Below are 21,628 nucleotides of genomic sequence, written 5' to 3'. Positions count from 1 at the left end.
TTATGACTGAGCTGAAGAACGAACTCATCCGCCATTCCGCTGCCGATCTCGCTGCCAAGTTGACTGCCCGCGAGGTTACCGCCGTCGAGGTCACGCAGGCGCACCTTGACCGTATTGCCGACGTCGACGGTCAGGTTAACGCGTTCCTGCACGTTAATGGCGAAGAGGCTTTGGCCGTCGCGGCCGAGGTCGATGCTGCCCGCGCCGCCGGCGGTTCCGCTGCTGATGAGCTGCATGCCCTCGCCGGTGTCCCGATCGCGGTGAAGGACCTCATTGTCACCATCGGGCAACCGACGACGGCTGGTTCGAAGATCCTTGAGGGCTGGCACAGCCCGTACGACGCCACCGTGGTGAAGAAGCTGCGCGCGGCCAAGATGCCGATCCTGGGTAAAACCAACCTGGATGAGTTCGCCATGGGTTCCTCCACGGAGCACTCGGCCTACGGCCCCACCCGCAACCCGTGGGATTTGGACCGTATTCCTGGTGGTTCGGGTGGTGGCTCCGCTGCCGCCGTCGCCGCTTTCGAAGCGCCGCTGGCCCTCGGCACGGACACCGGTGGCTCCATCCGCCAGCCCGGCGCCGTCACTGGAACCGTGGGCGTGAAGCCCACGTACGGTGCTGTTTCCCGTTACGGTGCCATTGCCATGGCGTCGTCACTGGACCAGATCGGCCCTGTCTCCCGTACGGTGTTGGACTCGGCACTGCTGCAGGAAGTCATCGGCGGCCACGATCCGTTCGACTCCACGTCGCTGACGGATCCTTTCAACGATCTTGTTGCAGCCGCCCGCGTCGGCAACGTGGCGGGCATGAAGATTGGCATCGTCAAGGAACTTCACGGCGAGGGCTACCAGGCTGGCGTCGAGAACCGTTTCAACGAGTCCCTTGAGCTGCTGAAGGATGCCGGCGCCGAAATCGTTGAAGTTTCCTGCCCCAACCTGAAGTACGCCTTGGGCGCTTACTACCTGATCATGCCGTCCGAGGTGTCCAGCAACCTGGCGAAGTTCGACGGCGTCCGCTTCGGCTTGCGCGTCCTGCCCAAGGACGGGCCCATGACCATCGAGCGAGTTATGGGTGCTACCCGTGCCGCGGGCTTCGGTGACGAAGTGAAGCGACGCATCATCCTGGGCACTTACGCGTTGAGCGCCGGCTACTACGACGCTTACTACGGCTCGGCACAGAAGGTCCGTACGCTGATCCAGCGTGACTTCGACGCCGCCTTCGCGAAGGCTGATGTTCTGATTTCCCCGACCGCGCCCACCACGGCGTTCAAGTTGGGGGAGAAGCTGGACGATCCGCTGGCGATGTACCTGAACGACGTCGCCACGATCCCGGCCAACCTCGCCGGCATTCCGGGCCTGTCTCTGCCGGGTGGCCTGGCCGACGAAGACGGCCTGCCTGTTGGTATCCAGCTGCTGGCTCCTGCTCGCAAGGATGCCCGCCTGTACCGCGTGGGTGCGGTCCTCGAATCCATGCTTGAAGAGAAATGGGGCGGTCCGATGCTTTCGCAGGCGCCTGAGCTGAAAACTGCTGTGCTCGGTGCAGTATCCAACACCGCCGGAGGTTCCAACTAATGTCCGTCGACGCAACCCTGAGCTTCGAAGAGGCCATGGAGAAGTACGATCCCGTCCTGGGGTTCGAGGTCCACGTGGAGCTCAATACCAAGACCAAGATGTTCTCCTCCGCTCCCAACGTCTTCGGTGATGAACCGAACACCAACGTCAACGAGGTTGACCTGGGCATGCCCGGCGTCTTGCCTGTGGTGAACAAGACCGCAGTGGAGTCCTCCATCAAGATCGGCCTTGCCCTGAACTGCAAGATCGCCGAGACCTGCCGCTTCGCCCGGAAGAACTATTTCTACCCGGACACCCCCAAGAACTTCCAGACCTCCCAGTACGACGAGCCGATCGCCTACGACGGTTACCTCGACATTGAGCTGGAGGACGGCACGGTGTTCCGTGTGGAGATCGAGCGCGCCCACATGGAAGAAGACGCCGGCAAGTTGACCCACATGGGTGGCGCGGCGGGCCGTATCCAAGGTGCCGACTACTCGTTGGTGGATTACAACCGTTCCGGCGTTCCCCTGGTGGAAATCGTCACCAAGCCGATCGAGGGCGCTGGCAGCCGTGCACCCGAGCTGGCCAAGGCATACGTCGCAGCAGTCCGCGAGATCGTGAAGAACCTGGGCGTTTCCGACGCCAAGATGGAGCGCGGCAACGTCCGTTGCGATGCCAACGTTTCCCTGCGACCGCACGGACGTGAGCGCTTCGGTATCCGTTCGGAGACCAAGAACGTGAACTCCCTGCGCGCCGTGGAGCACGCTGTTCGTTACGAAATCCAGCGGCACGCCGCCGTTCTGGATTCCGGCGAGCCGGTTATCCAAGAGACGCGTCACTGGCACGAGGATACGCGTTCGACGACGTCGGGCCGGCCCAAGTCTGATGCTGACGACTACCGCTACTTCCCGGAGCCGGACCTGGTTCCCGTCGTCGCCTCCCGCGAGTGGGTGGAAGAACTCCGCGCCACCCTCCCCGAACCGCCGGCCGAGCGCCGCAAGCGCCTCAAGGAAGCATGGGGCTACTCGGATCTGGAATTCCGCGATGTGGTGAACGCCGGCGTCATGGACTCCATCGAAGAGACCATCGCAGCCGGTGCCTCCGCTGACGTTGCCCGTAAGTGGTGGATGGGTGAGATTGTTGGCCGCGCCAAGGTTGCCGACGTCGATCCTTCCGAACTCGGTGTCACCCCGCAGGTCATCGTTGAGCTAAACAAGCTGGTTGAAGACGGCAAGATCAACAACAAGATGGCAACCCAGGTCTTGGACGGCGTACTCGCCGGCGAAGGCACTCCGGCTGAAATCGTTGAGAAGCGCGGCCTCGCAGTTGTATCCGACGACGGGCCCCTGCTGGAGGCCATCGACGCCGCGCTTGCCGCACAGCCGGATGTCGCAGAGAAGATCCGTGGCGGCAAGGTCCAGGCCATTGGCGCAATTGTTGGCGGCGTCATGAAGGCCACCCGTGGCCAGGCTGACGCGGGCCGTGTCCGTGAACTCATTCTGGAGAAGCTCGGCGTCGAGGGCTAAAAGCCAGTTCTCTTTCCCATCAAAGTAGGTCGCATTTATTACTGCGGCCTACTTTGCTGTGGGCGCGCCTGTTGTGGGCGCACAATGGATGCATGGCCACTCTCAAACCAAGCTTTCGTAGGGGCCTTCTGGCCGGTGCGATTGCCCTCGCACTGACCGGTGGCGGTGCCGCGGCTGTGTGGGCGGGCACCCAACCCAGCCCTTCGCCGTCGAGCCCTTCTGCCTCGCCCAGCCCGTCCGGGTCCGGAGCGGCCAAGTCCACGGAGGGCCGTGGGCAGGCGATCCACGGCGAGCACGTGGTCAAGCAACAGGACGGGAGCTACCGTACTGTTCTCACGCAGACCGGAACCATCGAATCGGTGAGCGGCCCCGAGGTGACCGTCAAGAGCGAAGACGGCTTCACCCAGCGCTACGCAATCACTGCAGAAACCCGCATCGCAAAAGTCCCAGAAAATGTGTCGGAGCTCCGGAACGGCAAGGGCAGGCCGTCATTGCCGTCAGCGACGGCTGCTGATCTCGAGGCAGGGGACACAGTGAAGGTGAGTGGCACCAAGAACGGCGAAACGGTGACGGCTACGAAGGTGGTGTCCGGCGAGCTGCCAGCGGGCGTCAAGGGCCACGGGCATAAGCGCGGGCACGGCCCGAAGTAGCTGGGAGTACCGCTGTGTGCCGGTGTCGCTCCCGTTTCCGCCGTGCGTGCAGGTAATTTCGGGGGCAGGTGGCGGGAACGGGCGCAAGGGCACCTCTAGACCCAGCCCTCATCACATTTGTGGTCCAAACCGACCCGGGCCATAAGCAATACGCGCACTCCATGGCACCTCTCTGTGCCCCCTTCGTGATGAAAAGTGATTTCTGGGATCAGTTTCGATCATGATCTTGCAAAAAGAGATGCTGGTCGCTTATGGTTTGTTAAACGGTTAACGAGCGTGGTCTGAATCACATTGGTGGCTTGGGCTCAGCACTTGAGGAGACAGTATGAACTCGACGACGAAACAGGCTCCGGCATTGCCCGAAGCTCGCCGAGTCCCCGGGCCGCCAGGCAGCAACGCCCCCGGATCCGGTTCGAAGAAGCGGAAGAGAAGCCAGGTCCCACAGCAGAGTTTCCGTTCACGCCTGCGACGCGACAAGCAGATGCTGCTCATGATGCTGCCCGGTGTGGCCTTCCTGCTTCTCTTCTTCTACATCCCCATCCTGGGCAACGTCATCGCATTCCAGGACTACCAGCCGTATCTGGGCATCGGGGACAGCTTGTGGGTTGGCTGGCAGAACTTTGTGGACCTGTTCGGTAACCCGGATTTTGTTCACGCCTTCTGGAACACGCTGTACCTGGCCGCCTGGCAGTTGGTCTTCCTCTTCCCGGTACCACTGGTGCTGGCATTGATCGTGGATTCACTCATCAGCACGCGTGTCCGGCGGATCTTCCAGAGCATTGCCTACCTGCCACACTTCTTGTCCTGGGTTCTGGTGATCGCGTTCTTCCAACAAATGTTGGGTGGCGCAGGATTCGTCAACAACCTCCTCCGGGACTGGGGAATGGATCCGATTCCCTTCATGACCAATCCCGAGACCTTCCCGGTCATGGTGGTGGTCCAGATGATCTGGAAGGATGCCGGCTGGGCCATGATCATCTTCCTGGCCGCCCTTGCCAGCATCGATGCCTCTCTCTACGAAGCCGCCGCGGCAGACGGGGCCGGGCGCTGGCGCAGGATGTGGCACATCACCCTCCCCGGGCTGCGTCCTGTGATCGTCCTGCTTCTGATTCTGCGCATCGGCGACATCCTCTCAGTCGGCTTCGAGCAGTTCATCCTGCAACGCGACGCGGTGGGAGCCGGAGCTGCGGAAGTGCTGGATACCTTCACCTACTACACGGGCGTAGTGGGAGGAGGCTGGAGCTCTGGCGCGGCAGCAGGCCTTGCCAAGGGCGTAGTCAGCGCCTTGTTGATCTACGGCGCCAACAAACTTGCCCACCGCTTCGGCGAAGACGGCATCTTCGCAAAACAAGTGCGCTGAAAGCCACGCTGACCCGCGCGCCTGCCGCACAAGGAGAACCCCATGGCAACAACACTTTTCACCAAGAAACCCCGGGAACTGAGCTACAACCCCAAGCGCCCGGTGTGGAAGGAAAAGCCTTCCGCGCTGTACCAAACGGTCAAAGCCGTGGTCTTGATCGTCTTTAGCCTGTCCATCCTGACACCCATCCTGTTGGTGGTATCCACGTCCTTGGCTGACACGGAGCAGCTGATCGAAGCCGGCGGGTTCGTCCTCTGGCCCGAACGTCCCACCTTGGAGGCCTACGTAACCATCTTCAAAGGCCCCATGGTCCTGCAGTCACTAGGTGTTAGCGTGCTGGTCACCGCCGTAGGCACCATCCTGGCGTTGTTCGTCACCATCACCATGGCTTACGCCACCAGCCGCACGGTGCTGTTTGGCCGACCAGTGGTCCTCGCAGTCCTGTTCACGCTCCTTTTTGCTCCGGGTCTCATCCCGTCGTTCCTCATGATCCGCCAGCTCGGTCTTCTGGACTCTTTGTGGTCCCTGATCCTCCCTGGCATCTTTGGAGCCTTCAACTTTGTGGTGATGCGCTCGTTCTTCATGAACATCCCCGGGGAGCTGATTGAAAGCGCCAGGATCGACGGCGCCAACGACTGGCAAATCCTGTGGCGCATCGTGATGCCGTTATCCAAAGCCGTGATCGCCGTCGTCGGGCTGTTCTACGCGGTGGGCTTCTGGAACTCGTTCTTCAACGCCCTCCTTTACATCAACGACCACAGCAAATGGCCCATTCAACTGCTGCTCCGCAACTTTGTTGTCCAGGGGAGCGGTGCGGCCGATCAGCTTGGAATCACCACCACGCCCCCGCCCCAGTCCATCCAGATGGCCGTTGTGGTGGTGGCGCTGGTCCCCATCCTGATGGTGTACCCCTTCCTCCAGAAGCACTTTGCCAAGGGCGTTATCACCGGCGCCGTCAAGGGATAGCCAAAGCCAGCCAACAGCCAAACACCCAAATCCGCAGAAATTAAGCAAGTAACCAGAAAGGGTTATGCCATGACGAGCACTACCTCTCAGGCTGGATTCAGCCGCCGCGGTTTCCTTGGCCTCGCAGGCCTGGCCGTGACCGCAGCCGGCTTGTCCGCCTGCGGTGGCGGCGGAGCCGCAAGTAACGGAGGCGCCGCTGCCTCCGCTTCGGTCAAATTGCCCACGTACAAGGAATTCACTGGCGTCACCCCGGACATCGCAGGCAATGCCAAGGGCCTCCAGGCCGGCTACTTCAAGCTGCCCACCGCTGTGCAGTCTGTGAAGACGCCGCCGCTCAAGGGCAAGGTGACGGGCCTGACCGAAACCTTCGACACCATGAGCCCGGGACTGAAGGACAACCCCTTCTGGCAGCGGCTCAACGCCAAGCTCGGCGGCGACCTTGAACTCCAAATCGCTGAGGACATCGGGGATGGCTACCCCGCCAAGTTCGCCACGGTCCTGGCAAGCAACGACCTTCCGGACATGATGTGGGTTCCGCCGAACCAGGGCATCCCCAATGTCGGGCCAATGTTGGAAGCCAAATTCCAGGACCTGACGCCGTACCTCTCCGGTGACGCCGTCTTGGAGTACCCCAACCTGGCCGCGCTTAAGCCCGATTCCTGGAAGACCGCCGTCGTCAACGGAAAGATCTGGGGAGCCCCCATCCCCAGTACCCCGTTCGGGCAGGTGTATCTCGGAAACCACGATATGTGGGCGAAGGTGGGCGGCTTCGAAGCAGCCAGCGCCGACGAATTCCTGGACAAGGCCAAGGAGCTGACCCGGCCCGGTGATCAGCAGTATGCCTTGGAGCCGGCCTACATCAACGCCCTTCATATGGTGACGGAGTGGTTCGGCGCCCCCAACAGCTGGGCCGTTAACAAGGACCGGAGCCTCACCCACCTCTACGAAACCGACGAGTACATGGCCGGCGTAGAGTTCACGGCCAAGATGTTCGCAGCCGGCGTCTTCTACCCGGACTCCAAGGCCACGGATATCCGCTCGCGAGTAGCCAACGGTAGTGTTGCCGCCCAGGTGGTCTCCGGTCCCCACGACATCCGCAGCTACCGCGCGCTGAGCAAGGACACCCAGTTCGACATCCTGGTTCCGTTCAGCGCAGACGGCAAGGTCAAGCCCGTCTACGACATGGGCTATGGAACCGTGGGCTTCACGCCGTTCAAGAAGGCCGAAGAGGGCAAAATCCGGGAATTGCTCGCGCTTATCAATTACTTGTCGGCCCCGTTCGGCACTGTGGAATACATGCAGAAGAACTTCGGTGAACTCGGCCAGGACTACACCATCGATGCCTCCGGCAACCCGGCCCGTACCGAGACCGGAACCACCAACGCCCCTGGTTTGGTCTCGGCGTTGAACATCATGTCCAGCCCGGAGAACGTCATCTTCAACCCGGGCTTCGACGACGACACCCGCTACGTCAGCCAGCAGGAAGAGAAACTCCTGGAACTGGCCTGGCGCAACCCCACCAACGGTTCCTACTCGGACACCAACGCCAAGGTGGGCGCAAAAATCACCAAGCAGTTGCGCGACAAGGTGGTGGACATCATCACCGGCCGCGCCAAGATCGACGAACTCAAGGATGCGGTCAAACGCTGGAAGAGCGAGGGCGGCGACAAGATGCGCGATGAGTACCAGGCCGCGTTGGACCCCAACGTGCCGGTCTTCAGGAGCTAGCCTCAAACCAACAACCACGCAACGCAAACGTACAAAGCAAGCACCAGCAGGGGGAACCATGGAAAAAGCGAGTAACACCGGAGTCCGACCCACCATTCGCATGGTGGCCGAACTAGCGGGCGTTTCTACGGCCACGGTTTCCTATGTCCTGTCAGGTCGCCGTGGCGATGGGGGACCAGGGGTGTCGGATCCGACGGCGGAAAAGGTCAAGGCCGCTGCGGAGCGGCTTGGCTACCGCCCCAATCAGGCGGCCCGGGCCATCCGCACAGGCCGGACAAACACTGTGATCCTGTCGCTGACCATGCTGTCCGATCCCTGGTCCCTGTCCGTCATTGAGTCCGTGCAGAAGGTGGCAGGTCCGTTGGGCATCACGCCGATGATCCTGGGTGACGCGGACTGGGTGAAGGTGCTCGGTACACATAATGCCGACGCCGTGTTTGTGGACGCTGTCCGTGACGAGCAACGGGACGCCTTGCGGAAGCTCGCCGAGCACGGAACCACCCTGGTGGTTTTTGACGAGAACCTGGACGCGGAAGGCTTCGATGTCATCCGTTCCATTGCCGGGCCAGGGTGCCGCATGGCCGTGGAGCACCTGCTCCACGGCCACCGCCGGATTGCTTGCCTGACTCCCGCTACGGCGGCCGGCACGTCCGGCGGCGCCCGGTACCGGGCGTATTCCGAGGCGCTGGAGCATGCCGGCGTCACGGAACGCGAGGATTATGTGGGCTTGTTCGATGGCACCAGTGCAGGGGCGTACGCCACGGCAACCCGGCTGCTCAGCATGCCGGACCGTCCCACAGCCATCTACGCCACCACGGATTATGCAGCAGTCAGCGCCATCAATGCGGCCCAGCGTCTCGGCCTCGCTGTTGGCACGGACGTGGACATCATCGGCGTGGGTAACACCGTGGAGGGCGAACGAATGTCGCCTTCCCTGAGCACGGTGGGTCCCGTGGATTTCTTCGACAAACTTGCGCGGTTGCTCCTCCGGCGGGCAACCGGCCAGTCCAGCCCGGACAAGCCGACTGCACCCGCCGTCCTTGACTTCCCCTGGCATTTGTTCGTGCGCGAATCGGCGCCGCACCGCAGTGCCGCAACCAGACTTTACTAAGAACAGCAGAAGGAAATTGCACACCATGGAAAAGGATTTGAAGGTCGGCATTGTGGGTTTCGGCCTGCGGTCGGGGCTGTGGAAGCACGCCCACAAGCCGGGCCAGGGCTCGGCGGTCACCGTTGTTTGTGACCTGAGTGAGCGCGGCCGGGCTGACGCCGCCGAACGCATCCCCACCGCCCGGATCACGGATGATCTCGAGGAACTGCTGGCCAGTGGCCTGGATGCAGTCCTGGTTCTGACCCCCGACAACCAGCACGCCGCCGTCGCAGTCCGTACTCTCCAGGCGGGTATTCCCACCTTCTGCGAGAAGCCGCTGGACATCACGGTTGAGGCTGCGGACTTGATCCTCACCACGGCCTACCAAACCGGCACCCGCCTCTATGTTGGCCACAATATGCGCCACATGCCGGTTGTGGTACAGATGCGCCAGCTCATTGAAGAAGGCAGGATCGGCGAGATCAAGGCTGTCTGGTGCCGACACTTCGTAGGACACGGCGGTGACTACTACTTCAAGGACTGGCACTCCCAGCGCGCCAACGTCACCTCGCTCCTGCTCCAAAAAGGTGCCCACGACATCGACGTGATCCACTGGTTGGCGGGCGGGTATACCAAGCGCGTTGCCGCCGTCGGCGATCTTGCGGTTTATGGCGACGTCGCGAACCGGAGCAACAACGCCGGCAAGCGCATGGGGGATTGGTTCTCCATGGACAACTGGCCGCCTACCGAGCAGAAGGACCTGGCGGAGGTGATCGATGTGGAGGACATCTCCATGATGAACATGGTGTTGGATAACGGCGTGCTCGCCTCATACCAGCAGTGCCATTTCACGCCCGACTACTGGCGCAACTACACCGTCATCGGTACCAAGGGCCGGATCGAAAACCTGGGCGATGGGCCCGGAGAGACCATCAACGTGTGGACCAGCAGGTCCTCGGGCTACGCGGCGCCGGATGAGGTCATCACCATTGAGGACGGCGAAGGCGGCCACGGCGGCGCCGACCCGCGCCTGATCGAGGAGTTCCTCCGCTTCGCGTCGGAGGGCGGCAGGACGCAGACCAGCCCGATTGCCGCTCGCCAAGCCGTGGTGGCGGGCATTCTTGCCGCTGAATCACTGCGCGGCGACGGCTCCGCACGTGAGGTACCGGAGCTCCCGGTTGAACTGGTGGAGTACTTCGACGCCGGTCAGCCCGCCTTGGTTCGCGACTGACTGTTTGCGGGTCAGGTGGGTGAGGAAAGCTCGGTCATGACGGTTTGAAGTGACTCGCAAACCGTCATGACCGATTTCCGTTTGAGTGTCTCGGGCCGGGCAAGGATGTCGATCTTGCGCACTGAGTTCACCCCTGACAGTGGACGCAGCACCACGCCGGCGTCCAACACCCGGCGCGCGGTGAAGCGAGGCAGCAGCCCGATCGCGCCACCGGCCGAGACCAGCGCCGCCACGGTGGAATAGTCGTTGATGCGGTGCAGTACCTCGGCTGGTCGCCCACTCACGGCGACGACGGCGGCCAGCACGTCTGCGGGGGAGTAGCCGTCGCGGCTGGTCACCCACGGTTCATCCACGACGTCGGACGGTTTCAGTTCGCTTCGGGCCGCCAAGGGGTGATCCGCGGGGAGGGCGATATCCAGGGGCTCGTCGGCCAGGGGTATCACTGCGACCTTGTCCTCCGGCCAGGACGGGCTGTTGTCCATCCTGTGTGCCAACACCAGGTCATATCGGGCAGCCAACCCCGGGAAATCCTCCTGGGCCACGTCCTCATCGGAGAGTCGAAGCCGTGGCGACTTCCCGCCGTCGGACGCCGTCCCGGATGCCAAATGCGCCGCTAACGGGGCGAACAGCGCTTGACCCGCGCTGTGGAATGCACTCACGCTTACTGGCGCGTCAGGAGCATCGTGATAAGCGCCAATAGCAGCCCGCGCATCTGCCATGGCGTTCACGACGGCGGCACCCGCCTCCGCGAGGACGCGGCCCGCATCGGTGAGAACTAGCGCCCGGCCTTCTTTGCGCGTCAACGGCACGTCCACGGACTTCTGGAGCAGGGCGAGCTGTTGGGAAACGGCCGACGGCGTGACCATGAGTGTTTCAGCAACGGCCTTCACGCTGCCCAGGTCGCCGAGTTCCCGGAGCATCTGCAGCTGATGGATTTCCATTAGCAAATCCTAAATCGTTGATTGAGAAGAATCTAGTTGTGCTAAATCGTCGGCGGCGCTCTAATGGATGCAGCAGCAGCGAAGCGGCCCTGGCAGTGAGGAATCCCATGAAGGCTCTCTACAAATCCGGACCCCACGAAGGGTTCGAACTGGTCGAACGTCCCGAGCCTGAAGCGGGCTCCGGCGGCGTCAAGATCCGTGTGATGACCACCGGCATCTGCGGCACGGACCTCCACATTCAAAGCTGGGACGCCTGGGCCCAGGGCATCATCGAAGCGCCCCTCATTGCCGGCCACGAGTTCTATGGCGAAGTAGTGGAAATCGGCGAGGACGTCCGCGACGTCAAAGTTGGGGACAGGGTCTCCGGCGAAGGCCACGTAGTGTGCGGAATCTGCCGCAACTGCCGTGCAGGTCGCCGTCAGATGTGCATCCACACGGTATCCGTTGGCGTGCAGCGCGATGGTGCGTTTGCCGAATACGTCGTCATCCCGGAGACCAACGTCTGGGTCCACCAGGACGAATCTGTCACCCCGGAACTTGGCGCCATCTTCGATCCCTTCGGCAACGCAGTCCATACTGCCCTCAGCTTCCCGCTGGTCGGCGAGGATGTGCTCATCACGGGCGCCGGACCTATCGGCCTGATGGCAATCGCTGTCGCCCGCCACGCAGGTGCACGAAAGATCGCCATCACGGACGTCTCAGCTCCGCGCCTGGAGCTCGCGCGCCAGATGGGCGTTGACCTCGCCGTGGACGTGTCCAAGATGCGGGTCCGTGAAGCACAGCAGGAACTGGGCATGCGCGAAGGTTTCGACATCGGTCTGGAAATGTCGGGACACCCCACCGCGCTGCCTGAGATGATCGACAACATGAACCACGGTGGCCGGATCGCCATGCTGGGCCTTCCCAGCCAGTCCATCGACATCGACTGGGGCAAGGTAGTCACGCACATGCTGACGCTCAAGGGCATCTACGGTCGCGAGATGTTCGAAACCTGGTACGCCATGAGCGCCATGCTGTCCTCCAACCCCGTGCTGCACCGCAGCATTTCCGCTGTCGTGACGGACAAGCTGTCCGCCAAGGACTGGGAAAAGGGCTTCGAAATTGCCCGCAACGGTACGGGCGGCAAAGTGGTCCTTGACTGGACTGAACTCTAAGAGATCCCCCGACTTTCAGACGTACTGAGGAGCACCATGTATTCAGCCATCAAAGACCAACTCCAGGGCGAACTCGACGAGATCCGGAGCGCCGGCCTCTTCAAGACCGAACGCCACATCGATTCCCCGCAGGCCAGCCACATCGCAGCCGGCCAGCTTGGCCAGCCGGCCAACAAGGTCCTGAACTTCTGCGCAAACAACTACCTGGGCCTGGCCGACCACCCGGAGATCATCGCCGCAGCCAAGTCCGCCATGGATGAGCGCGGTTTTGGTATGGCGTCCGTTCGGTTCATCTGCGGAACCCAGGACCTGCACCTGGAACTCGAAACCCGTGTCTCGAAGTTCCTGGGCACCGAGGACACCATCCTGTTCTCCAGTTGCTTCGACGCCAACGGCGGCGTGTTTGAGTCGCTCTTTGGCCCTGAAGACGCCATCATCTCCGACTCCCTGAACCACGCCTCCATCATCGACGGCATCCGCCTCAGCAAGGCCAAGCGCTTCCGCTACGCCAACCAGGACATGGCAGATCTCGAAGCCAAGCTGGTTGAGGCCGAGGGGTCCCGCCGGAAAATCATCGTCACCGATGGTGTCTTTTCCATGGACGGCTACCTCGCACCGCTCGAAGCTATTTGCGATCTCGCGGAGAAGCACGACGCCTTGGTCATGGTGGACGACTCCCACGCCGTCGGCTTCATGGGCCCCACCGGCGCCGGCACTCCGGAGCACGCCGGTGTTTCTGAACGCGTGGACATCTACACCGGTACCTTCGGCAAGGCCCTCGGTGGCGCCTCGGGTGGTTACGTCTCCGGCCGTGGCGAGATCGTGGCAATGCTTCGCCAGAAGGCCCGCCCCTACCTGTTCTCCAACTCGCTTGCCCCGGCCATTGTTGCGGCCACCATCAAGGCGATCGAGCTCGTGCAGGAATCCGGCGAGCTGCGGACCCGCTTGTTCGAGAACGCAGCGCTGTTCCGGCGCCGCATGAGCGAGGAAGGCTTCGAGCTCCTCGACGGCGAGCACGCCATCATCCCCGTCATGTTCGGCGATGCCGTTGTAGCTGCCAGGGTCGCTGACGAGATGCTCAACAACGGCGTCTTCGTCACTGCCTTCAGCTTCCCGGTGGTTCCCAAGGGCGTGGCCCGGATCCGCGTGCAGCTCTCCGCGGCGCACAGCGCGGACGACGTCGAAGCCTGCGTTCAGGCGTTCGTCAAGAGTCGCGCCGCGGTCGCCTAGGCAGTCGCTCTCTCACGTCCCGCGTGTTCCAGCCGATCGCTCTCTCACGTCCCGCGGGTTCCAGCTGGACGCTCTCTCACTTCCTTGTGGCAAGTGAGAGAGCGTGGGGTTTTAGGGGCCGGGATGTGAGAGAGCGTGGGGTTGGCGGGATTGCCGTGGGCCAAGATGTCCACGCCCGGCTACGGTCTGACAGGATGGAGCTATGGCTTCGAATTATGACGTGGTAATCGTTGGCGGCGGCATCGGGGGACTGTCCTTGGCGGCGGCACTGGCAGGCAAGTGCACTGTGGCCCTTGTAGAGGCGGAGCAAACCCTGGCCTTCCACACTTCCTCGCGCTCGGCCCGGCAGCTGATCCCCAGTTATGGTCCGGCAGTGGTTCAGGACCTGACCATCCGCACACTCGAAATGCTGGCAGAACGGGACGCGGAGGCAGCAGAACCAATTCTCACTCCGCGCGGCTTCATGCTGGTGGGCGACGAGGAAACCGTGCGTGCAGAGGCTAGCGGCAACATGCACACCATCACCCACGAAGAAGCCATGCAGCTGTGCCCGGCCCTCAACCCGGATTCGTTCACAGCCGCAGGGTTGGACAACGGTTCCTTCGGCTGCAACGCCCCGTTGTTGCTGGACGATCACCGCCGGACCGCAGAAGCTGCGGGCGTGGACATTATCACCGGGGCCAAAGTTCACTCGGCCCAGCGTCTGGGGAGCGGCTGGCAAGTGGGGGCGGGCACCGAAGGCTTTCAGTCCGGCGTCGTGGTTAATGCGGCAGGTGCGTGGGCCGATGAACTGGCTGTCATCAGCGGCGTGGAGAAGCTGGGCCTGCAACCCTATCGGCGGACCGCCGCGATCGTAAACGTCCAGAACCCGTTGACGCCGGAAACACCCATGGTTTGTGCAGCTGACGATTCGTTCTACTTCCGCGCCGAGGGCAACCAAGTGCTGATATCGCCGTCGGAAACCGTGCCCAGCGGCGCGGAGGACGCGAAACCCTACCCCGGTGACGTGGAGGCGTTGATCGGCAAGCTCAACGCTGTAACATCGCTGGGCATCCGTTCTGTGGACCGCGCATGGACGGGCCTCAGGACAGAAGCCGCGGACGGAATTCCTGTGGTGGGGTTCGACGCCGAAGCACCCGGCTTCTTCTGGCTCGCCGGACAAGGCGGCTACGGTTTCCAGACATCCTCCGCCATCGCGGAGCTGGCCGCAGCACTCATCCTCGGCGACGTCACGCCCGACAGTCCGGAATCCCGGACAGAGGAGCAGCTCGCGGCCGCACGTTGGTCCATTCGGCGCTGAACAATAGGGTCATGAGCGCAACCAATCCAACCACCACCCTCATCACCAACATCGGCGAATTGATGACCCAGGACCTGGAGCATCGGGTCCTCAAGGATGCGGCGATGGTGATCGAAGGAGAGCGCATCGCGTGGTTGGGGTCCAGTAAGGACGCCCCCGCGGCTGACGAAAAGATCGACGCCCAGGGCCGCGCCGTCCTGCCCGGTTGGGTGGATTCGCACTCGCACCTTGTCTTCGCCGGGGACCGCACGGCAGAGTTCGAAGCCCGCATGGCTGGTGAAAGCTACAGTGCCGGCGGCATCGCCGTCACCACGGGTGCCACGCGCAGCGTCAGCGACGACGAACTGACCCGCCTGGTGCGCGACCGCGTGGCTGAGGCTGTCTCGCAGGGAACCACGTATTTGGAGAGCAAGACCGGCTACGGCTTGGACGTGGAGAACGAGGCCCGCAGTGCCCGCATCGCTGCAGCTGAAGTGGACGAGGTCACCTACCTTGGTGCACACCTGGTCCCCAACGGCTCCGATCCGGAGGAGTACACCGATCTGGTATGCGGCCCCATGCTCGACGCCGTCCTGCCGCACGTCCGCTGGGCGGACGTCTTCTGCGAGCGCGGGGCCTTCACGGAGGATCAGTCGCGTCGGGTCCTGACGGCTGCGCGCGACGCTGGCCTGGGGCTGCGGGTCCACGGCAACCAGTTGGGCGAGGGGCCCGGTGTGGCCCTGGCTGTGGAGTTCGCGGCTGCGAGCGTGGACCATGTGAATTACCTGTCGGACAAAGACATCCTGGCGCTCGCGGAATCGTGGGCTGGCTGGGATCCGGCAACGGGGAGCGGCACCAAAGGAACGGTTGCTACGTGCCTTCCCGCATGCGATCTATCCACCCGCCAGCCCCTTGCCCCGGGCCGTGCACTGATTGACGCCGGCGTGCAGATCGCTCTGGCTGCCAACTGCAACCCGGGGACCTCGTACACCAGTTCCATGGCGTTCTGCGTGACCACTGCGGTGCTCCAGATGCGTTTGAGTGTTCACGAGGCCGTCCGGGCGGCGACGTACGGCGGCGCCTTGGCGCTGGGCAGGGAGTCGGGGAACGACGTCGACGGCGAACGGGCGGTGGGTTCGCTGGTCGTCGGACATCGCGCAGACCTGCATATGCTGAAGGCGCCGTCGGCCACGCACTTGGCCTACCGTCCCGGGATTCCCCTGACTCATTCCGTGTGGCGGGCCGGCGTGCGCGTCGTCTAAGAAGGCAATGGAGAAGGGCGGCGTTCCGGTGGGAACGCCGCCCTTCTTTACTGAGGGAAAGATGGACTATGCGCAGCTGAACTTCGCGTCCGCCCAGTCGCCCCAGTCGTCGCCAGCGTCGTCGCCGTTCTTGTCGGCGATCAACTCGACGTTCTGGACACCTGTGATGTCCACGTTGAGGGGTAGTGCTGCGGAATCGGCGCTGAGGACGGGCGTGCGGAGGAGTTCGCGGCCATCGCCCTTGACGATGAACACCACTGATCCGTGCAGGCCTTTGTTCAGCTTGGCGTCGTCCACTCCCACCACGGCGTTGAAGTCCGTGCACTTGGCATCGGTGGCGATGCTGATTTTCGAGTCGGCGTGGACTCCAATGCCTTTGGCATATTCGACGCCGTCCAGCCGCAATGCTGGTCCGTCACCGGCGTTCTGCTCACCGTTGGCCCGGTCCCGTTCGGCGGGGCCCCAGCCGTTGGTGCTGCCGATCCATGGGAGGTCCGATGCGAAGACGCTGCCGGAGAGGACGGGGGCCGGAGGTTCCTGCGGGGTGGTCGAACAGGTGAACTTGGCATCGGCCCAGTCTGCGTGGTCGTTGCCGTTGGAGTCGCCGGCGTCGTTGGCTACCAGTTCAACGTATTGGGCGCCGGTGACGTCCACGGTCAGTGGCAGGGGAGTGCTGGTGGCTCCGAGTACGGGTGTGGTGACCTTGGTGGTGCCGTCGGCTACCACGGAGAACTTCACGCTGCCCCGCGTCGGTTGGGCGTCATCAATTCCCACTGTTGCTGTGAAGGCGGTGCAGTAGCCGCCGAGATAGTAGCGGACAGTACCGTTGGCGTGGGCTCCCAGGCCTTTGGCGTAGACGGTTCCGTTCAGGGTGAGTGGCGTTCCGTCGCCGGCCCCGGTTCCGCCGTTGGATTGGTCCTTTTCAACAGGTCCCCAGCCGTTGGTGGAGCTGACCCAAGGGTGGTCGCTGGCGAACACGGTGGCCTGGGGCGGCTTGGGCAGTGTCCGCACGGTGGTGGTGGTGCTGATGGTTCGGCCTCCCGCGGGCGAAGCAGTAGTGGTGTAGCTTGCCTTGGCCGTGATGGGGTAGTCGCCATCAGCAGAAGCGGGTGCGGTGATCTTCCATGTGGTGGTGAGCGTACCGCCGGCGGGGAGGGTGTCCGCGGAAGACGGTGTGGAAGGAGTTGCCGTCCAGCCTTCAGGCAGTTCCAAAGCAACGGCGAGGTCACTGATGGCTGCCGGTTCGTCGGACACTAATGTGGTGACGAACTCCTGGGCCTTGCCTTGCTGGACTACGTCGCTCTGAAGTTCTGCCGAGAGTTGGGCACAGGCCGGGACGGCTTCCGAGGCGCCCAGGTCTTCCACCAGGAAGTTGTCCAACGTGAAATCAGAACCGTTCGAGCTGCCCGTGCGCTGCAGCCCCACAAAGTAGTCTCCACAGAAGCCCGTGTCCAGGATCTGCTCGAACCGCGCGGTGGACGTCTTCGCGTCGATGGGCTGGCTGGCCGTCACGGCCGGGCCTGCCTGCGAGTCATAACCGGAAACCCAGGCGTACTGCCCGGCTTTGGAGTTCTGGTAGTCGAAGGACACCCTGTATTTGTGGCCCGCTTGGAACGGCACGGATGCCTCGGTGGTGCGGTAGACCAGGCCCGGGCCGCCGTTGGGAGCGAGGTTTTCGTCATGGGCGATCAGCGACCACGTGCCGTCCAGTACTTCGTCGATCACGTTGGTGTCCCAGCCCTTTTGGGTGAAGGGTTCGTGGCGTTCGGTGATGTGGGTGCGTGGATCCGTGGAACCTCCGGCGTCGCCCTTGACGAACGGCCCCCAGCCTTGGTCCACGTTTTCGAAGTCTTCGCTGAGCACACCGGTGGTGGCCACCCGGGTGGTTTTCACCGCCCGGAAGTCATCGACGCGTACCGTCGCATCGCCGTCGGCCGCTTTCACTGAAACTGTGGCTTTGGTGTCGTTCCGCGGCACGTCCACCAACACCCGCACACGCTGGAATGCGGTACCGTGCTTTTCGTCGCCGGCCACGTAGTTTTCCGCGTTGGACGAATCGATGGTGACGCTTTCGGTCTTGCCGTCGACGCTGACGGAGAGCGTGGTGGGACGGTTCTTGCCCGGCTGGATTTCAATCCAGGCGCTGACGGATTGGGTTCCTGCGTCCAGTTTTACTTCCTGGCTGATGGACGACGGCGTTGCCCCCATCTCGGCGAAGCGGCGGCCTTTGTCGTCGCGGACCTGGGTGACAGTGCCCGTGGGGGTCCATGGGGAGAGGTCTGCGCCGTTGAAGCCGGGATCGTTGAAAGCGGTGCCTTCGCCGAAGTCGGCGTTCTTGGGCAGGTCGGCCTTGTTGTTCTTCGGGGCAAGGACGTAGGCCTGCTTGGGGTCGGCCGTGACGGTGACCTGTCCGTTGACCACGGGGACGTCGGTCACTTTCACACGTCCGTTGTCGGTCAGCTTGAACAGTTCCAGCGAACTGGACTTGGCGAAGTCCTGAGTAAGGGTCCAGGTGCTGGCGCCACCGGCGGGGTTGTAGTGGTAGAGCTTGTCAGCCTTGCCGTTCTCCTTGGAGGACCACGGCAAGAGGTAGGTTCCACCCTGCAATACGGATGCGCCGCCCACGGTGATGTTGCGTTCCCCGGCGGTGTTTCCAGTGACGGCCACACCATCGGCGAGGTCGATCCGCTCTGCAGTCCACTTGGTGATGGGGTGGTGCTGGAGGAACTTCGCCGGCACGTTGGCGGTCCAGACGTTCTCGCTGAAGGCGTTGAAGTCGTTCTGTCCCGTCCAGCCTTCGAACTCCACGATGTGGCTTACGCCGAGCTTGGGATCGGGGTTCCAGACGTCTGACTGGGTGTTGTTGATGAAGCGCAGGATTTGGGAATTGATGCCCTTGTTGGTGGAGCCACCGTATTTTTCGTCGTTGGCCCAGTGGGACCAGGTGTTGTTCCGGGACAGGTGGTCGGCCCATTCGGAGCCCACACGGAACCCGTTCTTGACGAGTTCCTGCTGAAGCCGTTCGGCGAGCCAGCCGAACTCGTAGTAGACGTCCACGTACACGAAGTCCAGGTTCTTGTCTGTGGCTTCGCGAAGTTCCTTGATGCGCTGGGCGAGCTTGCCGGAGTTAATGTCCTGGCGCTGGTTCATGTAGTACGACTGGTCCAGCCAGTTCCAGCCCAGGCCCTTATCTGCCCGCAGGAGGTCTTCGCTGAAGGACTTCGCTTCAGGGTAGATCTCAGTGGCGTTGATGTGGACGCCGAAACTGGCGTTCCATTCCTTGCCTTCCTTGACCAACGTGTTCAAATCCCCGAGGCCGCCTGCGCGGGTGTTGAAGTTGTTGCCGTAATCCGTGTTGGCAGAGTCGTGGCCTTCGCTGGTGTAGCCCTTGAGCATGGCTACTTGTCCGAGCCCGTCGGTGGCCAGGGAGATGCGCTTCACGTCATCAAGGGTGCGCAGGAACGGGTGGGTTGCCTGCGAGGCGAAGTTGAACGGGATGTGGGTGATCACATTGTCCGGGGTCTGTTCACCCTTGCTGGGGCTGACCTGGATGGACCTCATGGCGATTGCGGCGTCCTGCCAGTCCACGCCGCCGTCGTTGTTGGCGTCAGAGGTAATGGCGACGCGGGTCCAGGGGAGTTCCTCGGTAGTGGTGGAGCCCTCGGCCCGGTAGAGCCACTGGCCGCTGGCCACGCCCATGGACACTCCGCCTGCCCCGTCGCTGATGGCTTGGCGCCAAAAGCGGCCGCGGTCCTTCGAACCGGGCCCGGAGGACGTGTCATATAAAGCGTTGGATTCGACGGCGGCACCCAAGGAAGCAGTGTTGGCCAGCGCGTAGGCCGAACTCTTGGCAGCGGCATCCACAGGAGTGGACGCCGTGATGGGCGTGAACTCGTCTCCCGTCACGCTCCGGTCCACGGAAAGGTTTGCCGTGGACACCTGGGATCCTTGCTGCGTGGAGCTTACGGTCACCAGGTTCATCCGGGGGAGTTGCAGGGTTCTGACTTGGTGTTCCGCGGAGTCCTTGATTTCCGTGATGTTGAAGGAGACCACGTTCTTCTTCACTGAAAGCCGGGCCTTGAGCACGGTGTTGCCGAACTCGGGAACCGTAAGGACGTAGTCCCTTGCCTCTTTCCCGGAGGCGGAGGATGTTCCGGAGACTGTGTACTCCGTGCCATTGAGCGTGATGGTGGTGAGTCGGGTGGTGGTGCCGTCGAGGCGGGCTTTGCTTGCAGCGTCCGTGTAGCCGAGGACTTGAGGGAAAGTGGTGGCGACGTCAACGTGGAGCTCGCCTGAGGTGATGGTGGCAGTGTCGGCAGCGCTGACGATATCTGCTGGTTGGGTGGTGGGGGCTGCAGCTGCGGGCGGGATGGCCAGCAGACCTAAAGAGGATGAGGCGACGACGCAGGCCAAACTCAATGAGGCGAGGCGTCCAGGGGATGACAAGCGGGGCATTATGCTCCTTCTTGATTTTTCCAAGCTATTTACAATCATGTTCTTTCGGACCTGACCAACACTGCTGCATGAGACAGGAATTGACAATAGTTAACAGCCGGTTAACTTAAGTGCACATCAGAGAACACGTTTTCCTCGTTTTGATACCCCTCTGTCACGTGCTCGCTGATTGCGTGGTCCTTGCACTCAGGTGATCCTTGTGAGATCGAAAATGATCGTTTAGTGTTTCTATAGATCAGAAAACGTCATTTGGCTGAGCGAGAGCGGGACACACGATGAGCGAGAACACACTGGGCGCCTTCATGGAAGAAGAGCTGGTATCCCAGCCCGAAGTTTGGCAGCGCGCCGTGGAGCAAGCCCGTGCGGAGCAATTGCTTCCCGCCGACGGCAAGCGCATCGCCGTGGTCGGTTGTGGCACGTCCTGGTTCATGGCCCAGAGCTACGCCGCTGCACGCGAATCCGCTGGTAAAGGGGTCACGGATGCGTTCGCAGCGTCCGAAGCCTTCCTGAACAGCAACAGTGCCGACCGCCAGTACGACGCCGTTGTGGCCATCACGCGCTCAGGTACCACCACTGAGGTGCTGGAGATTCTGGCTGAGCTGAGGGGGATCGTCCCCACCGTTGCGATCATCGGCGACACCTCCTCACCGATCGTCGAGCTGGCGGACGTCGTGGTTGGCCTCCCATATGCCGATGAGCGTTCAGTGGTGCAAACCCGCTTCGCCACCACGGCGCTGGTTTATTTGCTGACCAGCCTGAACATTGACGTACAGCAGGCAATCGAGGATGCCCGTGACGCAGTGACGGCAGAGGTCTCCCGGGAACTGCTCGATGCTGAGCAATTCACCTTCCTCGGTACCGGTTGGACGGTTGGGCTGGCCCATGAAGCCGGACTGAAAATGCGCGAGGCAGTCCAAGGGTGGACCGAGTCCTACCCGGCCAAGGAATACCGTCACGGCCCTATCTCCATCGCCGCCCCCGGCCGCGTCACCTGGTTGTTCGGAAACCAGCCCGAGGGCTTGGACGCTGACATGGCCGTCACGGGCGCGCTCTACATCACCACGGCTAAGCACCCGTTGGCTGAACTGGCACGTGTCCATAAGGTAACTCTGGAGCGTGCACGCGTCCGTGGCCTGAATCCGGACCTGCCCCGCAACCTGACGCGCTCCGTTATTCTCGACGCCTCCGCCTAGGCATCCCATC

The 21,628-nt window shown here is 62.6% G+C and carries 15 protein-coding genes; 13 read left to right on the top strand and 2 right to left on the bottom strand.

Annotated elements, in window-relative coordinates; all coding sequences use genetic code 11:
• Positions 1-2 precede the first annotated feature (2 nt).
• From gatA to MOD31_RS14600, 8 genes are all read left to right on the top strand, one after another.
• Positions 3-1,571 (top strand): Asp-tRNA(Asn)/Glu-tRNA(Gln) amidotransferase subunit GatA, encoded by a 1,569-nt coding sequence (gene gatA / locus MOD31_RS14635; protein ID WP_250820968.1) that lies wholly within the window; start codon positions 3-5, stop codon positions 1,569-1,571.
• Positions 1,571-3,079, top strand: a complete 1,509-nt coding sequence (gene gatB / locus MOD31_RS14630; RefSeq protein WP_091323187.1) for an Asp-tRNA(Asn)/Glu-tRNA(Gln) amidotransferase subunit GatB — start codon at positions 1,571-1,573, stop codon at positions 3,077-3,079. Before gatA ends, gatB begins: the two co-directional genes overlap by 1 nt.
• A gap of 92 nt (positions 3,080-3,171) precedes the next feature.
• Positions 3,172-3,729, top strand: a complete 558-nt coding sequence (locus tag MOD31_RS14625) for a DUF5666 domain-containing protein (RefSeq protein WP_223942143.1) — start codon at positions 3,172-3,174, stop codon at positions 3,727-3,729.
• A 325-nt stretch (positions 3,730-4,054) separates the two neighbouring features.
• Positions 4,055-5,089, top strand: a complete 1,035-nt coding sequence (locus MOD31_RS14620) for a sugar ABC transporter permease (protein ID WP_142939758.1) — start codon at positions 4,055-4,057, stop codon at positions 5,087-5,089.
• 42 nt (positions 5,090-5,131) lie between these two features.
• Positions 5,132-6,055, top strand: a complete 924-nt coding sequence (locus MOD31_RS14615; RefSeq protein WP_166843047.1) for a carbohydrate ABC transporter permease — start codon at positions 5,132-5,134, stop codon at positions 6,053-6,055.
• Positions 6,056-6,124: 69 nt separating this feature from the next.
• Positions 6,125-7,783, top strand: a complete 1,659-nt coding sequence (locus tag MOD31_RS14610; RefSeq protein ID WP_142939756.1) for a sugar ABC transporter substrate-binding protein — start codon at positions 6,125-6,127, stop codon at positions 7,781-7,783.
• Positions 7,784-7,841: 58 nt separating this feature from the next.
• A complete protein-coding gene (locus tag MOD31_RS14605; protein WP_142939755.1) occupies positions 7,842-8,894 on the top strand; it encodes a LacI family DNA-binding transcriptional regulator in 1,053 nt (350 codons plus the stop codon).
• 16 nt (positions 8,895-8,910) lie between these two features.
• Positions 8,911-10,104, top strand: a complete 1,194-nt coding sequence (locus tag MOD31_RS14600) for a Gfo/Idh/MocA family protein (protein ID WP_250820967.1) — start codon at positions 8,911-8,913, stop codon at positions 10,102-10,104.
• Between the two features lie 11 nt (positions 10,105-10,115).
• Here the strand turns inward: MOD31_RS14600 and MOD31_RS14595 are convergent, their stop codons facing one another.
• Positions 10,116-11,045: a LysR family transcriptional regulator gene (locus MOD31_RS14595; RefSeq protein WP_250820966.1), complete on the bottom strand. Its 930-nt coding sequence runs from the start codon at positions 11,043-11,045 to the stop codon at positions 10,116-10,118.
• A gap of 107 nt (positions 11,046-11,152) precedes the next feature.
• Between MOD31_RS14595 and tdh the strand changes: the two genes are divergently transcribed.
• From tdh to hutI, 4 genes are all read left to right on the top strand, one after another.
• The gene (gene tdh, locus MOD31_RS14590; protein WP_250820965.1) at positions 11,153-12,199 is read left to right on the top strand and encodes an L-threonine 3-dehydrogenase; all 1,047 of its coding nucleotides are present in this window, start codon (positions 11,153-11,155) and stop codon (positions 12,197-12,199) included.
• 36 nt (positions 12,200-12,235) lie between these two features.
• Positions 12,236-13,429: a glycine C-acetyltransferase gene (locus MOD31_RS14585; RefSeq protein ID WP_142939751.1), complete on the top strand. Its 1,194-nt coding sequence runs from the start codon at positions 12,236-12,238 to the stop codon at positions 13,427-13,429.
• 202 nt (positions 13,430-13,631) lie between these two features.
• Positions 13,632-14,729: an FAD-binding oxidoreductase gene (locus MOD31_RS14580; RefSeq protein ID WP_250820964.1), complete on the top strand. Its 1,098-nt coding sequence runs from the start codon at positions 13,632-13,634 to the stop codon at positions 14,727-14,729.
• Positions 14,730-14,740: 11 nt separating this feature from the next.
• Positions 14,741-15,970 (top strand): imidazolonepropionase, encoded by a 1,230-nt coding sequence (gene hutI / locus MOD31_RS14575; protein WP_250820963.1) that lies wholly within the window; start codon positions 14,741-14,743, stop codon positions 15,968-15,970.
• Positions 15,971-16,036: 66 nt separating this feature from the next.
• Here the strand turns inward: hutI and MOD31_RS14570 are convergent, their stop codons facing one another.
• Positions 16,037-20,425 (bottom strand): endo-alpha-N-acetylgalactosaminidase family protein, encoded by a 4,389-nt coding sequence (locus tag MOD31_RS14570; protein ID WP_250820962.1) that lies wholly within the window; start codon positions 20,423-20,425, stop codon positions 16,037-16,039.
• A 275-nt stretch (positions 20,426-20,700) separates the two neighbouring features.
• Here MOD31_RS14570 and MOD31_RS14565 point away from each other — a divergent pair, with 275 nt between their 5' ends.
• Positions 20,701-21,618 carry an SIS domain-containing protein gene (locus MOD31_RS14565; protein WP_250820961.1) on the top strand — a complete coding sequence of 306 codons (918 nt, stop codon included), beginning with the start codon at positions 20,701-20,703 and terminating at the stop codon, positions 21,616-21,618.
• The last annotated feature ends 10 nt before the right edge of the window (positions 21,619-21,628 follow it).

It is taken from the genome of Paenarthrobacter sp. TYUT067, from assembly GCF_023656375.1.
Classification (GTDB): Bacteria; Actinomycetota; Actinomycetes; order Actinomycetales; family Micrococcaceae; genus Arthrobacter.
The sequence above is the reverse complement of the archived record's forward strand: the minus strand, read 5'-3'. Positions and strand labels throughout refer to the sequence as shown.

Bases quoted from the DNA above. Each gene is read 5' to 3' on its own strand.
- MOD31_RS14620 (WP_142939758.1), top strand. From the start codon at position 4,055: ATGAACTCGACGACGAAACAGGCTCCGGCATTGCCCGAAGCTCGCCGA.
- gatA (WP_250820968.1), top strand. From the start codon at position 3: ATGACTGAGCTGAAGAACGAACTCATCCGCCATTCCGCTGCCGATCTC.
- MOD31_RS14595 (WP_250820966.1), bottom strand. From the start codon at position 11,045: ATGGAAATCCATCAGCTGCAGATGCTCCGGGAACTCGGCGACCTGGGC.
- MOD31_RS14565 (WP_250820961.1), top strand. From the start codon at position 20,701: ATGAGCGAGAACACACTGGGCGCCTTCATGGAAGAAGAGCTGGTATCC.
- tdh (WP_250820965.1), top strand. From the start codon at position 11,153: ATGAAGGCTCTCTACAAATCCGGACCCCACGAAGGGTTCGAACTGGTC.
- hutI (WP_250820963.1), top strand. From the start codon at position 14,741: ATGAGCGCAACCAATCCAACCACCACCCTCATCACCAACATCGGCGAA.
- MOD31_RS14605 (WP_142939755.1), top strand. From the start codon at position 7,842: ATGGAAAAAGCGAGTAACACCGGAGTCCGACCCACCATTCGCATGGTG.
- gatB (WP_091323187.1), top strand. From the start codon at position 1,571: ATGTCCGTCGACGCAACCCTGAGCTTCGAAGAGGCCATGGAGAAGTAC.
- MOD31_RS14585 (WP_142939751.1), top strand. From the start codon at position 12,236: ATGTATTCAGCCATCAAAGACCAACTCCAGGGCGAACTCGACGAGATC.
- MOD31_RS14610 (WP_142939756.1), top strand. From the start codon at position 6,125: ATGACGAGCACTACCTCTCAGGCTGGATTCAGCCGCCGCGGTTTCCTT.
- MOD31_RS14625 (WP_223942143.1), top strand. From the start codon at position 3,172: ATGGCCACTCTCAAACCAAGCTTTCGTAGGGGCCTTCTGGCCGGTGCG.
- MOD31_RS14615 (WP_166843047.1), top strand. From the start codon at position 5,132: ATGGCAACAACACTTTTCACCAAGAAACCCCGGGAACTGAGCTACAAC.
- MOD31_RS14570 (WP_250820962.1), bottom strand. From the start codon at position 20,425: ATGCCCCGCTTGTCATCCCCTGGACGCCTCGCCTCATTGAGTTTGGCC.
- MOD31_RS14580 (WP_250820964.1), top strand. From the start codon at position 13,632: ATGGCTTCGAATTATGACGTGGTAATCGTTGGCGGCGGCATCGGGGGA.